Raw genomic sequence first — 14,412 nt, 5'->3', positions numbered from 1 at the left:
TTACGTAAATCCGCCGATTCCAGCCATTCTTAAATATAAAGAATGGTGGGGCATGATGGATTTGAACCATCGACCAATTGATTAAAAGTCAACTGCTCTACCAACTGAGCTAATGCCCCGCTCTGGGTGCTTAATGTAATAATTAATTAAGCTTACGTAAATCCGCCGATAATAGACCATTATTACTATAAATATAATGGTGGGTCATGATGGATTTGAACCATCGACCAATTGATTAAAAGTCAACTGCTCTACCAACTGAGCTAATGACCCGCTCTATTTTTGTCGCATTTCGAGTGGGGTAACCATTCGTTTGCTGCGGGCGCTTATAATACTTATTTATAAAATGAGTGCAACCGAAATTGTCTCTTTTTTTAAGTTTTTATGCTTAGCTGAACAATTTTAGACCGCTTATGACAAAAAGCAGCCTAATCAAGTCTCTTGTATTAATTTTATAAGCGCTTTGTGGCCAATTTTGCAGCAGTGGTACTTGGATACTGATTAATTAAATCGTTCAGTATTTTTTGCGCTTCGGCTGCTAAATTTTGCTCTTGTAGCAAAGTACCTAACTTTAACATGGCATCTGGGCGCTTATTTGAATTTGGAAATTCATTAACCACCACTTTAAAATGCTCCGTTGCTTTAGCTGGGCTATTTTTTATCGTGAGTAACTGCCCAAGCCAATAATGTGCATTTGATGCATACACAGAATTTGGGTAGGTAGTTAAAAAAGTTTGAAACTCTGGGATCGCCTGATCATAGCGTTTATCTTTCATTATTAACGCAACAGCACGCTCGTATGCTTCGTTTTCAGATAAATCGGCACTGTATGTCTGAGTATCGCTAGCTTGCGTGTGATCAACTGCAGGCGCTGTAGCAGCTGGTTGACTATAGGCTTGGCTTACGCGGTTTTCAATTTCTTGATAAAGCTCGCGCTGACGCTGCAGCACTTTTTCTAGCTTATAACTTTGCTCTTCGGTTACACCACGAATTTGGCTTACTTCATCTTGCAATAAATTAAGCTGTTGCTGTAACTCAACTTGTAAAAAGTTACGTTGTTGCATCATGCTCTCTAACGACGCTAAACGCTTTTCAATACTCGATTGTGAACTTGCAGCTTCTGAAACAGGAGCGGGAGCAGCCATTAACTGGGTGCTCCCGCTCAATATCATGGCTGCCAAAATAATTTTCGGCTTCATAATATCTCTTATCTTAGTAAACTAGTACCGCACGGCGGTTTTTAGCGAAAGCTGATTCAGTGCGAGATTTAACCATAGGTTTCTCTTCACCGTAGCTTACCACTGACATTTGGCTTGCAGAAACACCTAAGCTTTGTAGGTATTTTTCAACTGCTTGGCCACGGTGCTCACCTAGTGCAATATTGTACTCTGGCGTACCGCGCTCATCTGCGTGGCCTTCAATAAGTACTTTAACAGATGAGTTTTGAACTAAAAACTCAGCGTGTGCGCGTAATAAATCAGCGTACTTGCCTTCAACTGTCGCTTTATCAAAATCAAAGTAAATTACTTGCTCTTGACGAAGTGCTTCGTATTTTTGACGAAGTTGCTCTTCTGCACGTTGCTCTGGCGAAATTGTCGCTACTTCAACTGTGTCAGTATTTGTTGATTGCTCAACCATACCTTGATTTGATTGGTTAGCTGCGCCTTCATCTATATCTGAAGATGAGCTACAAGCTGCTAAAGCCATTACTGGCACAGCAATTAGCAGGCCTTTAAGTATTTTATTAAGTTGCATTGAGTAGATTCCTATTTTGAGTAAACCAGCAATTATTACTGTAAATATGGCGACCAAGCTGGCGCCTTTACTTGTCCGTCTAGCACAGGTAACCGTGCTTTAAAGCGACCGTCCATCGATACCAGCGCAAGTACCTGTTTATTATTATGAAGCGTGCTATATATAATCATCGAGCCATTTGGCGCTATACTCGGTGATTCATCAAGGCGAGTTCGTGTTAATACCTGAAACGCACCTGTAGCCAGCTCTTTTTTAGCAAGATGGTACTGCCCGTTGGTACGGTTAACCATCACTAATTCTTTGCCATCGGGTGTTATTGAACCTGCTAGGTTCATATCACCATCAAAGCTTAATCTTTGTGTTCTGCCAGTTTTTAAATTTAACTTATAAATCTGGGCATTACCACCCCTTTCAGATGTAAATACAATATCTTGGCCATTAGGATGCCACGATGGCTCTGTATCTATACTGCGATGACGAGTAAGACGCGTTTCTTTGCGTGTTACTAAGTCTAGTAAATAAACTTCGGTTGCACCGGTTTTATCTTTTGAAAGTACTAATAGTAACTTTTTACCATCGGGCGAAAACTGCGGTGCACCGTTAATACCAGGGTAACTAGTAACCAATTCACGTTTACCTGAGTATAGGTCTTGAATGTAAATTTGGCTCTGACGATTTTCAAACGTTACATAGGCTAACTTAGTGCCATCGGGCGACCATGCTGGCGACATTAACGGCTCTTTAGAGCGCAGTAATACTTGCTCATTAAAACCATCGTAATCAGAAACTACCAGTTGATAAGGTCTGTCGTCATTATCGCGTACTATAACATAGGCTATTTTAGTTAAAAATGCGCCTTTTTCACCGGTTAGCTTTTCGTAAATCACATCACTTATACGGTGTGAATAACGACGAAAGCCGGTGTCGCTAATAATACTTTCACGTGCTTCTAAAATATGGTCTTGGTTTTTAATCAATTTACCGTTAGTCATCATTTGCGTTTGACCACCGGTAATTTGCCCACGAATAACATCAACCAGTTCATAACGCACCAAGTAGCGGCCATTAGATTGCTGCTCAACTTCGCCAACTAATATCGCCTCTACTCCTTTGTTTACCCAAGAAGCATAGTTAATATCGCTATCTTTACTTGGCTGTTGCGGCATTTGTGCTACATCTACAGGCTTAAATTTACCACTGCGCATTAAATCTGCAGCAATAACTTCGCTGATCTTTTGTGGAATAGGGCCAATACCTTGATACTTAAATGGCACAATAGCAATTGGTCGTGCGCCATCTATACCCTCTGTTATTACAATTTCCAGGGCTGCATTTGCAACGCCCTGAAAACCCAATAATAAAATTAAACAGGCTACTTTTACTTTGTTGAACATATCATTCCTTTAAAATTCTGGCTTGATTGTTAAATTTATATTCTTAAGTTGGTCGAATACGTCTTTATCTTTTGATACCGGTAATGTGTCGGCCATACGCACCGCTCTTAATGCAGCTTCACACACTAATCTATCGCCGCCTAATGAAGTCACTTGCGTTACTAAGCCATTAAAGCCTAAACGAATGTTAACTCGGCACTGCTGATTTTTCATTTTTTCGTCAATCAGTAAGTTTTGCTGTATACGCGCCATTATTAATGCACGGTACTTATCTACTTCACTCACTACTTGTTGTTGGCGTATTTTACTGCGGGCAGCCTGCTCTTTAGCAAGTTGCTCTTGTAACATTTGCTCTTGCATTGCTTGCTCACGCTTACGCTCGGCTTCTGCTTCGCGTTTTTTGCGTTCAGCTTGTGCTTTTTTAAGCGCATCTTCCTCAGCTTTGCGTTTATCAGCGGCAGCCTTTGCAGCGTTTTCAGACTCTTGCTTTTGCTTTTCGGCTTGCTTAGCTTTAGCACGTTCTTGCTGCTCTATGGCACGTGCTTTTTTAGCTTGCGCTTGCGCCTCTGCCGTTTCTTTCTCTTTGGCTTTACGCTGTTGCTCTAACTTTTTAATTTGTCGTGCTTCTGATTCTCGCTCTTTGCGCGCATTACTAGCTCTGCGCTCTAAATCGCGAATGCGTTTGTCTTCAGCTCGCTTTTGATCGTCTTCTTTTTTTCTAAGTTGCGCAATTTTTTGCTCAACCTGTTTTTGATCAACCGTTACCGCAGACACCGCTTTATCTACATCGGGAATAGCCGAATTAAGTGTAACTTCCATTACCTTAGGCGCTGGCGGATGAATATTTGCGGTGGCATACAAAAACCCACCTAATGCCACATGTAAAAGTACTGATTTAATTAATGGTGTTTGCATAAGGCTACTTCGTCCCCTCAAAGGATTCTGTCATTAACCCTACCGATGGCACGCCTGCTCTTTTTAAAAAGTCCATTAATAGTAATACTTCTTGATATGACACTTTGCCCGAGCCTTTTATCATTACAGGTACATCTGGATTTTTCATCAGCTGTAACTTAATTACGGCAGCTACATCTAGCGCTTCCATTGGCTCTTCAGGGTCGGTGCCTACGCTTACATAGTATCGGCCATCAGCATCTATAGAGGCAATAATAGGTGGCGTATCTTTAGTATCAACTAAGTCTGACTCTTCCATTTTTGGTAAGTCAACTTTAACACCGTGAGTAATGAGAGGTGCTGTAGCCATAAATATAATTAGTAGTACCAACATTACATCAATGTAAGGCACTACATTAATTTCTGCGACCGGACGGCGCTTTTTACGCTGATACATTCGCTTGGGCCTCTATTTGAGTAGCTGCTTGACGGTGTAGGATATTAGCAAACTCTTCCATAAAGTTAATGTAATGCGTTTCTAATTTTTCAACTTTATTAGCAAAACGGTTATAAGCAATAACAGCTGGAATAGCTGCAAATAAGCCCATTGCAGTAGCAATCAACGCTTCAGCAATACCTGGTGCTACCATTTGTAGCGTAGCTTGCTTAACTTCGCCCAGTGCAATAAAGGCATTCATTATGCCCCATACTGTACCAAACAAGCCTATATATGGACTAATTGAGCCCACGGTTGCTAAAAATGACAAACTTGATTCTAATTTTTCTACCTCACGTGAAAGCGCCACGCGCATGGAGCGATGTGTGCCTTCCATAACAATGCCAGCACTTTGAAATGTATTTTTTTTATGACGTGCAAACTCTTTAAAGCCAGCGGTAAATAATGCTTCTATACCTTTTGATTGCCCACTACGTGATGAAATTTCGCTATACAGCTTACTTAAATCAATTCCAGACCAAAACTTTTGTTCGAACTTTTTGGCATTGCTTAAAGCGTCTGAGATTGCTTTTTTACGCTGAAAAATAATAGCCCACGACATTACCGACATCGCTACTAACGCTAGCATCACTAGTTGCACAAGCAAACTTGCTTCTAGAATTAGATCTAAAAAATTAAGCCCTGATCCCACGTTAAACTCCTAAAAAATTAAAAACACATCAAATTGATTTATTTGGATAATATGACCTTACACCAGAACTACAAAGGGTAAGCGTCTAAAATTGTAGCTAGTGTATATAGTGTATTTCCCGCTTACAACGATCTTGCTATGAATAGACAACAAAAAACGTTAAAAAATTCTTTTATTTTTATTAAACCGTAAAATAACCCGTTTATTATAATTGCGTAATTAATATTAGTGTTTATTAATGCGCTATTATAAAGGTAACACTCAGTTAAATTAGCTGTTTATTCAAAATATAAGCATAAGCACGCAAAACAACCTAAGGTTTACTTTAACGTAATAGTAAAACTAATACCGAAATTTACTGTAAAATACAATATAAGCAAATAATTTCATAAAGTTATAATGTTAACGATTAATTAACGTGCAATAATTGAACATTCATAAAAAGCATTCAGATTAGTTTTTTTTATCTGAAATTATAAATTTTCTAGTTTGAACAAAAAACAACTCTTCGGTATTATTACCTCATACCGAACTAACGCATTAAATGAAAGTTTTCATTGCACCCAGTTCTTCGTAATATGACATTTCATCGTATTACATTGTTTTACTTTTTTAGGATAAAACCTAAGTAAGTAAAATAGAGTTCCCAAGATTACTTCCTTCAACTTGTTGTTTGCCCGCATTATTTGCGGGCTTTTTTTTGCCCATAAATAATCTTCATAACATGAATACCTAGGTATTAAGTTAGCATCACAACTTTAGCGTTTATAACAATTGCATAAAGCCTAAGCTAGTGCGCCACAGCAAACCACCTATTAGTTAACACCAGCAATATAACGCAGGCACAATAACCTTGATTGACTTAACGCATCGTGAATTATTGCTAAATTTAAGTACGCATACCAACCACATTAAAACTCACCAAGTATAGCGCCAATAACGTGCCTATAGAGTAAATATAACGCAGCGCAAAGCAACATAAAACACGGCTAAGCATAAACTAAAAAGCCATTGCAATTAATTAATCGCAATGGCTTTTTAAATTGGGTAAAGCTTTTTATTAGTCTTGCTTTGGTAGTAAACCAAAGTGATGATATGCGTTGTCTGACACTATTCGTCCACGGGGTGTTCGCTGAATAAAGCCCTGTTGAATTAAAAAGGGTTCGATTACATCTTCAATAGTCTCTTTTTCCTCGCCAATAGCTGCAGCTATATTGTCGAGCCCAACTGGGCCGCCCATAAATTTTTCTATAATGGCGAGTAAGTACTTACGATCCATATAATCAAAACCGCTTTTATCTACATCGATCATATTAAGTGCCAGCTCTGCCACTTCGGCGTTTACCGTACCGTCTGACTTTACTTGGGTGTAGTCACGCACTCGGCGTAGTAATCTATTGGCAATACGGGGGGTACCGCGTGAGCGTTTAGCAATTTCAACTGCACCCTCGTCGCACATTTCTAAATCAAGAAAATGCGCCGATCGCCCTACTATGTACGATAAGTCTTCTACTGAATAAAACTCTAAGCGCTGCACAATACCAAAGCGGTCACGCAGTGGCGAGGTTAACGAACCCGCGCGAGTCGTTGCGCCAATAAGCGTAAACGAGGGTAAATCTAATTTTATCGAGCGTGCTGCTGGGCCTTCACCTATCATAATATCAAGTTGGTAGTCTTCCATTGCTGGGTAGAGTATTTCTTCAACTTGTGGGCTTAACCTGTGTATTTCATCAATAAATAATACATCACCTTCTTCAAGGTTGGTTAGCAATGCGGCTAAATCACCGGCTTTTTCGAGCACTGGCCCTGAGGTTGCCTTTATATTTACCTGCAGCTCGTTGGCAACAATATTAGCTAATGTAGTTTTACCCAAACCTGGTGGGCCAAAAATAAGCAGGTGATCGAGTGCTTCGCCTCGGCTACGGGCCGCTTCAATAAAAATTTCCATTTGCTGTTTAACATGCGGTTGACCACGGTAATCGGCGAGTAATTTTGGCCTAATTGCACGGTCTATAGAGTCTTCGTTGGGTTTTTCAGTCGCGTCAATTAAGCGATCAGCTTCGATCATAGGTTACTCACAGCATTGATTTTAAAGATTCTTTAATAAGAACTTCAGTAGACATATCGGGTTTACTTACTGATTTTACTGCTTTTTGCGCTTGTGGCAATTTATAACCTAGCGACACCAAAGCCGACACAGCATCATCGGCGGCATTATTAGCAATTGTCGCGTCGCTAAACGGCTCAATAACCGCACTGTCGCTGAAAGGGGTGAATAAATCGTTGCCCCAATTTTTTAACCTGTCTTTCATTTCGAGTACTAGCCGCTCGGCGGTTTTTTTACCTACACCGGGTAATTTAACTAAGCTTGTGGAGTCTTCGTTATTTACACAGCTTACAAATTGCTGCGCCGACATACCCGACAAAATAGCTAAACCTAGCTTTGGCCCTACGCCATTGGCCTTTAATAACTCTCTAAATAAGGCACGCTCTACTTTGTTGTTAAAGCCAAACAATAGTTGTGCATCTTCGCGTACTACAAAATGAGTATAAACAATGGCACTTTCGCCAACTTTAGGTAAGTCATAAAAGCAGGTCATTGGCATTTGCACTTCGTAGCCAACACCACTTACCTCTAATAATATTTCGGGAGGTTGTTTTTCTACTAAAATACCATTTAAGCGACCAATCATAGTTATTTCCTTAAACGTCCTCTAACGGTTTTGCTTGCGCTACCCGCTAGTTTTATTAAATTTTGTTCTGAGTGCGCATGGCAAATAGCAATAGCCAGTGCATCGGCGGCATCAGCTTGTGGCGTACCAGGTAGTTTTAAAATGTTTTTAACCATATGCTGTACTTGAGTTTTATCGGCGCCACCATTGCCTACTACGGCTTGTTTTATTTGCCTTGCTGAGTATTCAAATACTGGTAAGTCGGCCATTGCAGCGCCTACAATAGCAGCACCACGTGCTTGGCCTAGCTTTAAGGCTGAGTCGGGATTGTGCGCCATAAACACTTTTTCTATCGCGAAGGTTTCTGGCGAAAACTGCTCTATAAGCTGGGTAATGCCTTGGTAAATCATTTTAAGTCTTATATGAAACTCATGATCCGCTAATTTAATGCAACCACTGCCTAAATAAGTGAATTTAGACCCCTGATGCGCTACAACACCGTAGCCAGTTAAGCGTGAGCCTGGATCAATCCCTAAAATTATGGCCAAAAAGCACTCTCATTATTGTTATTCGTTAATTAGGCTAATAATGCCAGAGCACTGTATAAATTACCAGTAACAATAAAACAAAAACGCCCACTTAAGTGGGCGTTTTCCTTTTGCTTAAATATTGGCAACTTAACCTAACGCACGCACCAGCCCTTGGGTGTTTTGCTTAAGTGTGCGAGCAATCATAAAATAGCCTAACCCCGCTACAAACACTCCACCTGCCACCGGTCCTATTATCCAAATATGCGGATGTAACTTACCCGCCAGATCAAATAACTGCTGCTGTACAATTAATAGCGCAATATCACTAAAAAAAGCGGCAACTAAACCGGCCAAACCACCAAGCAATAAAAACTCATATAAAGTGGCGTTTTTTATAAGCCGGCTTTTTGCACCAAGTGTGCGCAGTATTACAATTTCTTGCATGCGCTCGCCTAAGCTTGCTTGCACTTGCGATATTAATACCAGTGCACCACACAACACCACAATAGTAAGTACAAAGCCAATTGCAAGTGACACTTGCTCTATGGTTGATTGTATTTGTTTAACAAAGTTACCTACATCTATGGCGGTAACCGTTGGGTAGCTGCGCAGCAATTGACTAAAGTCGCGTTTTTGATCAGGCTCAATACGTACCGACGAAATATACGTTGCCGGAAAGTCTTTGAGCACATCAGGACTTAAAATAATAAAAAAGTTTGGCTTAAGGGTGGCCCAGTTTACTTTACGCACACTGGTAATTTTAGCGTCAAACGACTGCGCACCAATTAAAAACGTTAACGTGTCGCCAAGTTCAACATCTAAACGCTCAAGCATAGACTCCTCAATAGATGCCTCTGCTAATGTGTTTTCATTAAACCACTGCCCTTGCACTATTTCGTTTTGCGCTGGCGGCGTTTCAAGCCAGGTTAAGTTTAGCTCGCGACCAATACCAGCGCGTGCCTCTTCATCTTTTTTCTCGTTGTCTTGCAATGATACTTCTCGCGCTACCAGCTCGCCATTTACCGCATTTACCCGGCCACGAATGGTGGGATAAAACTCCGATACCTGAATGTTTTTTTGCGCCAAATAAGTATTAATTGGCTCAAGTTCGTTTTGGGTAATATTGACTAAAAATGCATTGGGAGCATCGTCTGGTAACTGCGACTGCCAATCGGCTATCATGTCGTTTTTAAGTACCACTAAAAATAGTAATAGCTTAATAGCGAGGGAAAAGCTGATCAGCTGGACTGCATTCACATTTGCACGCTTTTGAATTGACGCAATTGCCAGCGACCAACTATTACCCGGCTTTAAGCCCAATTTACGGCCACCACCAAATATAACTTTAGACACCAAAAACAACACGCCAATTAAAGTAAGGGTTGAGGCAAACAAAATCAGAGTAATTTTTATATTATTGCTAAATAGCCACATGAGTAAAAACACGGTAAACGCACTCATAGCTAAGTGCAGCCTGCTAACCGCTAGTTTATCGCCTAAGTTACGACGCAGCACTCGCAATGGCGGAATATCAAATAAATCAAATAAGGGCTTGATAGAAAACATCACAGCACAAATTACACCTGTACTAATTGCCACTAACCACGGCTTAAAACCCGCCATTGGCAACGTTGTACCCATGCTTTTTGCTAAATAATGTGTCGCAATTTCTTGTAAACCATAGCCAATTAATAAACCCACTGTTACCGCCATTAAACACACCATTAATAAGTGTGTAAGGTAAATTTTGCGGATCATTGCGCGGCTACCACCTAAGGTTTTCATCATAGCAACTGGGTCGTATTGGCGTTCACAATAACGCTTTGCAGATACCGCAATTGCCACTGCGGCTAAAATAATGCCCAGTAAACCTGCTAGCAACAAAAAGCTTTCTGCACGGTTTAAACTATTAGATATTGGCGATTGGCGATCTTTTACGCCATACCATTGCTGGTTTTCTTTTAACTGCGGTTTTAGCCAATCGTAAAAACTATTTATATCGCTTTCATCGCCGGCATAAAGCTGGCGATAAAACACTCGGCTACCCGGTTGTATTACTTCTGTTTTTTCCACGTCGTTAATGTTTATAAGCACCCTGCGGCTACTCGAAAACACATTAAAAGGCGCGTCGGGCTCTTCTACAATTACTTTTTCAACGTTAAATAATGCAGCACCTAGCTCTACTACATCGCCTATATCTATATTTAAACTATAAAATACCGACTCGCTAAGCCACACATTGCCAAGTGTTGGTCCGCCGCTAGCAACTTCGGTTTCTCCATTTAGGCTCGATTTAACCTTAAGTTGCCCCTTTAACGGGTAACCACTTGAAGCCGCTTTTACCGAACTAAATTGCATTTCGTCGTTGGCAAATAACATAGTGTCGAAGTAAAGCATTTGTGCGGTTTTTAAATTTTGTTGCTCTGCTTTAGCTATATAAGAAGTGTCGATTACGTGATTACTGCCAAGCACTCGGTCGGCGGCAATAAAGGCGCTACTTTTTTGCGCAATGCTCTGCGCAATACGCTCGGTAACCATAGATAAAGTAAGCACGGTAAGTACCGCAAGCGCTATAGCCGCACTTATCACCGTAAGCTCACCACGGCGAAACTCCCGCGAAAATAACTTAAGCGCTAACTTAGCCCACATTTGCTATTTCCTCTGCTGAGTTTTCTACTAATCGGCCACCTTCAATTTGAATAATATGCTGGCATTTTTGTGCAAGTGCCTCGTCATGCGTTACTAAAATAAGCGTAGTACCGTGCTGCGAATTTAGATCAAATAATAACGACTCAATCATTTTACCGTTTTTACTGTCTAGGTTTGCCGAAGGCTCATCGGCAAACAGTATTTTTGGTGTGCCAATAAATGCCCGCGCAATAGCAACGCGTTGCTGCTCACCACCAGAGAGTTGCGACGGATAATGGTCGATGCGATGACCCAAACCTACCTTTTCTAGCAAAATAAGTGCTTGCTGTTTAGCGTCGCGCTCCCCTGCAAGTTCAGCGGGTAGCATTACGTTTTCAAGCGCTGTTAAACTTTGTACTAACATAAACGACTGAAATACAAAGCCTACTTTTGCGGCGCGCAGCCCAGCACGCGCTTCTTCATCGAGATTATGTAGCGGCTCGCCATCTAAAAATATTTCACCGCCACTCGCCGTATCAAGCCCAGCTAACAAACTAAGTAACGTAGATTTACCAGAACCAGAAGTGCCCACTACCGCAACAGATTCGCCATGCTTGACATTAAAGCTGATGTCGCTGAGGATGGGCAACTCACCTTCAAAGGTAGATACCACTTTAGACAAACCATTTACTTGAATTATATTTAATTGAGAAAGCGCTGACATATGACTCATTCAATCCTACGTTTTGTATTCATTTTATTTTTAGTTATCAAGCCACTAAGTGCAGCAGCTAATAACACCATTTTAATACTTGGTGACAGTTTAAGCGCAGCCTACGGACTTAAACAAGAACAAGGCTGGGTACAATTGTTACAAGATAAATACGATGCTGAGCAAAGTAATATCAAACTTATTAATGCCAGTATCAGTGGCGAAACAACCGGTGGCGCACTGCGCCGTGTAGATGCTTTGCTAGCGCAGTATCAACCAACTCATGTACTTATTGAGCTGGGCGCAAACGACGGTTTACGTGGTTTTCCGGTGAGTAAGCTACAAGCTAACTTAACCGAATTAATCAAAAAAAGCCAAGCAGCCAATGCCACCAGCGCTTTAATGGAAATTTATATTCCCCCCAATTACGGGCCACGTTACAGTAAAATGTTTACCGATAGTTTTACACAAGTAAGTAAAAATACAAACGCTTACCTTATGGACTTTTTTGTACTTAAAGTTGCTGGGCAAAACGACTTAATGCAAAACGATAACTTGCACCCTAACAAAACTGCGCAACCAATACTACGAGACGAAATGTATAACACGATCAAACTGTGGTTAAATAAAGACTAGCGCCATGCTTAACTACTTTTAATTGCGCAAGGAAACTATTTTCAGCCTGCTTGCGCAAAAAACACCCAAACAAACAAATGCTTATTGATTTTTAAAAAAATACACGTACTATTGCAACCTCAGTCGGTATGTGGCGCAGCTTGGTAGCGCACTGTCATGGGGTGGCAGGGGTCGAGAGTTCGAATCTCTCCATACCGACCATTTAATAATATCTAATTTCAGAATCAAATTTAATCTCGAGCCTTCAATATTATCATAAAAAATACTTATAACTTTAATTGATAACACGAGTATCTAGGTGTAAGGTTAATTACAGATATATATTTATACGAGGTGGCAATTATGAGTAAAGATAAGAAAAAAATCACAAAAAGTATGATTTTAAGATCTGTTGCTAGCTCTACGGCCATCGAAACTGGTGCAACAGTTAAAACAATTGAGAAAAAACTAAAAGCAAATAAACTCAAATACGAGTCTCTTTCACTCGCTATTTAATTATATCCCTTACAAGCCTTTCAATATGTTGGTAATCTCTGTTTACACCCGCTTGAATTGACTTAAAATAAAAGTCTTTATGCTCATCCCACAAACTATAATCAAGTGTTCCTTTACCTGCTTTGCTACACAAAAAATCCATTAACAGACGGCTTATCCTACCGTTACCCTCACGAAATGGATGAATTAAAATAAACTCAACATGGCTCTGCGCTATAAACGAGACAAACTCTTCATCGGTCATTTCTGGTAAGTTATTAAATCGAGATAAATACTCATCTTCAAATAACCTAATATTTTTTTCAATTTGTAAAGGTGACATAAACTGAAATCCGCCTTTGCCCATATCAATACTTCTTATTTTACCTGCCCATTCATATACATTACCTAGCCACTGTCTGTGCCAATTAGCTACATTTTGAAAAGAAAAAACATCATCTTCTGGGGCAGCCATTGTAAATGTTTTTTCATATAGTTTAACTAAAAGAATGGCCTCAACATCATCCATTTCTGCTACATCAACAATCGCTAACTTGTTCGCTAAAACTAGTTTTTCAGATCCTAGTTGATATTGCGCTTCAATAGAATCAGTCTCGTATTTAGTCATTAAATTACGCCAGTAAAATGATTAGTGTAAAAGTGCTTAACAACCAATGCAAGTAACCTTTAGCGTTGTCCATTTGATATTAGTCGAAACTGACAATAAAAAATTAATGTGACACCCATTCTAATAATTAATCGCTTTAATTTTTACTAAGATAAATATCGTTTGGCTTAAAGTGTCCTAAATATTCAAAATGCTTCCGCTAGCTCAAATAACACCGTTTTTACCTACTTTTCATTCATTTTTAGGCATGCAAAATACTATGCTTTCACAGTGAAGGGGAATAACGGGTAATTTTTGAAGTAACGCTTTAAGCCAGTAGCTTTTCGCAATTACTAACGTTGGCGCGCCGCTTTCTGTTTAGGTGTTCGCAGTATCCTTCGTGCGACGCTGGGCGACCTACTGCACCATGAAATACGCGACTAAATTGTGTGGTGAGTTTTAGCCAGTTTTCGGGGGTAATGTTTACTCTTTGTAACAGGGGTAAAGTGGTACTCTCAATATGGCCTTTCTTGCCTTCGCGTATACAACGCCCGGTTAATTCTACTAGTTCAAGGTAAGATTTAAGCTCAAATGGTAATCCTTTTGCCATTTGCTTTTTTGGTTTACCTGAAAAGCGTAGGAGTTGCTTCGGTTGCTTACCCGCAGTGGCACTTTCAATGCGTATTTTTACACTGGTATGGTCTGATGTTTCAGGTGTTGCTGCTGCCTTTGCTCTTATTGGGTTTAAATCAACATATGCCATACAGGCGATTAATGCCGCTTCATCTAAAAGGGCTTGTGATTTAAAGCGTCCCTCCCAAAAGCGGCCGGTACAGTGTAAGCGTCTAGCGAACCACACCTAGCATCGATGTTCTGATTATCTAAAAATACCTGCTCAATGATAAATTCGGAGCAGGTGATGAAAACTTACAGAACAAGCGCACAGTGGCAGCAGCTTTTGC

General features: G+C 40.3%; 14 protein-coding genes, 3 tRNA genes and 1 pseudogene. 3 read left to right on the top strand and 15 right to left on the bottom strand.

The window, feature by feature from the left end:
- Positions 1–43: 43 nt before the first annotated feature.
- From H5058_RS11490 to H5058_RS11430, 13 genes are all read right to left on the bottom strand, one after another.
- Positions 44–119 (bottom strand) — tRNA-Lys (locus H5058_RS11490).
- A 78-nt stretch (positions 120–197) separates the two neighbouring features.
- Positions 198–273: transfer RNA gene (locus H5058_RS11485), tRNA-Lys, on the bottom strand.
- 179 nt (positions 274–452) lie between these two features.
- A complete protein-coding gene (ybgF, locus tag H5058_RS11480; protein ID WP_182678305.1) occupies positions 453–1,199 on the bottom strand; it encodes a tol-pal system protein YbgF in 747 nt (248 codons plus the stop codon).
- A 13-nt stretch (positions 1,200–1,212) separates the two neighbouring features.
- Complete coding sequence (gene pal / locus H5058_RS11475) at positions 1,213–1,755, bottom strand: peptidoglycan-associated lipoprotein Pal (RefSeq protein ID WP_011328542.1); 543 nt, start codon at positions 1,753–1,755, stop codon at positions 1,213–1,215.
- A 35-nt stretch (positions 1,756–1,790) separates the two neighbouring features.
- On the bottom strand, positions 1,791–3,149 hold the full coding sequence (gene tolB, locus H5058_RS11470) for a Tol-Pal system beta propeller repeat protein TolB (protein ID WP_011328543.1): 1,359 nt from the start codon (positions 3,147–3,149) through the stop codon (positions 1,791–1,793).
- Positions 3,150–3,158: 9 nt separating this feature from the next.
- Complete coding sequence (tolA, locus tag H5058_RS11465) at positions 3,159–4,064, bottom strand: cell envelope integrity protein TolA (RefSeq protein WP_011328544.1); 906 nt, start codon at positions 4,062–4,064, stop codon at positions 3,159–3,161.
- Between the two features lie 4 nt (positions 4,065–4,068).
- Positions 4,069–4,500: a protein TolR gene (gene tolR, locus H5058_RS11460; protein ID WP_041454479.1), complete on the bottom strand. Its 432-nt coding sequence runs from the start codon at positions 4,498–4,500 to the stop codon at positions 4,069–4,071.
- Positions 4,487–5,191: a protein TolQ gene (tolQ, locus tag H5058_RS11455; RefSeq protein ID WP_041454480.1), complete on the bottom strand. Its 705-nt coding sequence runs from the start codon at positions 5,189–5,191 to the stop codon at positions 4,487–4,489. The genes tolR and tolQ overlap by 14 nt, the downstream gene beginning before the upstream one ends.
- A 1,060-nt stretch (positions 5,192–6,251) precedes the next feature.
- Complete coding sequence (gene ruvB / locus H5058_RS11450; protein ID WP_011328547.1) at positions 6,252–7,259, bottom strand: Holliday junction branch migration DNA helicase RuvB; 1,008 nt, start codon at positions 7,257–7,259, stop codon at positions 6,252–6,254.
- Positions 7,260–7,266: 7 nt separating this feature from the next.
- Entirely contained in the window at positions 7,267–7,884 is a 618-nt protein-coding gene (gene ruvA / locus H5058_RS11445) for a Holliday junction branch migration protein RuvA (protein WP_011328548.1), read from the bottom strand.
- Between the two features lie 2 nt (positions 7,885–7,886).
- On the bottom strand, positions 7,887–8,411 hold the full coding sequence (gene ruvC / locus H5058_RS11440; protein WP_011328549.1) for a crossover junction endodeoxyribonuclease RuvC: 525 nt from the start codon (positions 8,409–8,411) through the stop codon (positions 7,887–7,889).
- A gap of 129 nt (positions 8,412–8,540) precedes the next feature.
- The gene (locus H5058_RS11435) at positions 8,541–11,042 is read right to left on the bottom strand and encodes an ABC transporter permease (protein WP_182678303.1); all 2,502 of its coding nucleotides are present in this window, start codon (positions 11,040–11,042) and stop codon (positions 8,541–8,543) included.
- Positions 11,032–11,745 (bottom strand): ABC transporter ATP-binding protein, encoded by a 714-nt coding sequence (locus H5058_RS11430; protein ID WP_011328551.1) that lies wholly within the window; start codon positions 11,743–11,745, stop codon positions 11,032–11,034. Before H5058_RS11430 ends, H5058_RS11435 begins: the two co-directional genes overlap by 11 nt.
- Here H5058_RS11430 and H5058_RS11425 point away from each other — a divergent pair, their 5' ends adjacent.
- From H5058_RS11425 to H5058_RS11415, 3 genes are all read left to right on the top strand, one after another.
- A complete protein-coding gene (locus tag H5058_RS11425; protein WP_011328552.1) occupies positions 11,746–12,369 on the top strand; it encodes an arylesterase in 624 nt (207 codons plus the stop codon).
- 124 nt (positions 12,370–12,493) lie between these two features.
- Positions 12,494–12,570, top strand: a tRNA-Pro gene (locus tag H5058_RS11420).
- A gap of 141 nt (positions 12,571–12,711) precedes the next feature.
- On the top strand, positions 12,712–12,864 hold the full coding sequence (locus tag H5058_RS11415) for a hypothetical protein (RefSeq protein WP_179808264.1): 153 nt from the start codon (positions 12,712–12,714) through the stop codon (positions 12,862–12,864).
- On the opposite strand, the gene H5058_RS11410 is transcribed toward H5058_RS11415, so the two are convergent.
- Entirely contained in the window at positions 12,857–13,471 is a 615-nt protein-coding gene (locus H5058_RS11410) for a Fic family protein (RefSeq protein WP_179808263.1), read from the bottom strand. The two genes, H5058_RS11415 and H5058_RS11410, sit on opposite strands and share 8 nt — an antisense overlap.
- A gap of 307 nt (positions 13,472–13,778) precedes the next feature.
- Positions 13,779–14,288, bottom strand: a pseudogene (locus H5058_RS11405) (transposase); the annotation flags it as partial.
- Positions 14,289–14,412: the final 124 nt, after the last annotated feature.

The sequence above is a fragment of the Pseudoalteromonas sp. SR45-4 genome, assembly GCF_014163535.1.
Classification (GTDB): Bacteria; Pseudomonadota; Gammaproteobacteria; order Enterobacterales; family Alteromonadaceae; genus Pseudoalteromonas; species Pseudoalteromonas nigrifaciens.
The sequence above is the reverse complement of the archived record's forward strand: the minus strand, read 5'-3'. Positions and strand labels throughout refer to the sequence as shown.

Excerpts from the sequence above, each read along its gene's own strand:
- tolR (WP_041454479.1), bottom strand. The coding sequence starts at position 4,500 with ATGTATCAGCGTAAAAAGCGCCGTCCGGTCGCAGAAATTAATGTAGTG.
- tolB (WP_011328543.1), bottom strand. The coding sequence starts at position 3,149 with ATGTTCAACAAAGTAAAAGTAGCCTGTTTAATTTTATTATTGGGTTTT.
- H5058_RS11430 (WP_011328551.1), bottom strand. The coding sequence starts at position 11,745 with ATGTCAGCGCTTTCTCAATTAAATATAATTCAAGTAAATGGTTTGTCT.
- H5058_RS11415 (WP_179808264.1), top strand. The coding sequence starts at position 12,712 with ATGAGTAAAGATAAGAAAAAAATCACAAAAAGTATGATTTTAAGATCT.
- pal (WP_011328542.1), bottom strand. The coding sequence starts at position 1,755 with ATGCAACTTAATAAAATACTTAAAGGCCTGCTAATTGCTGTGCCAGTA.
- ruvA (WP_011328548.1), bottom strand. The coding sequence starts at position 7,884 with ATGATTGGTCGCTTAAATGGTATTTTAGTAGAAAAACAACCTCCCGAA.
- H5058_RS11425 (WP_011328552.1), top strand. The coding sequence starts at position 11,746 with ATGACTCATTCAATCCTACGTTTTGTATTCATTTTATTTTTAGTTATC.
- H5058_RS11410 (WP_179808263.1), bottom strand. The coding sequence starts at position 13,471 with ATGACTAAATACGAGACTGATTCTATTGAAGCGCAATATCAACTAGGA.
- tolA (WP_011328544.1), bottom strand. The coding sequence starts at position 4,064 with ATGCAAACACCATTAATTAAATCAGTACTTTTACATGTGGCATTAGGT.
- ybgF (WP_182678305.1), bottom strand. The coding sequence starts at position 1,199 with ATGAAGCCGAAAATTATTTTGGCAGCCATGATATTGAGCGGGAGCACC.
- H5058_RS11435 (WP_182678303.1), bottom strand. The coding sequence starts at position 11,042 with ATGTGGGCTAAGTTAGCGCTTAAGTTATTTTCGCGGGAGTTTCGCCGT.
- ruvB (WP_011328547.1), bottom strand. The coding sequence starts at position 7,259 with ATGATCGAAGCTGATCGCTTAATTGACGCGACTGAAAAACCCAACGAA.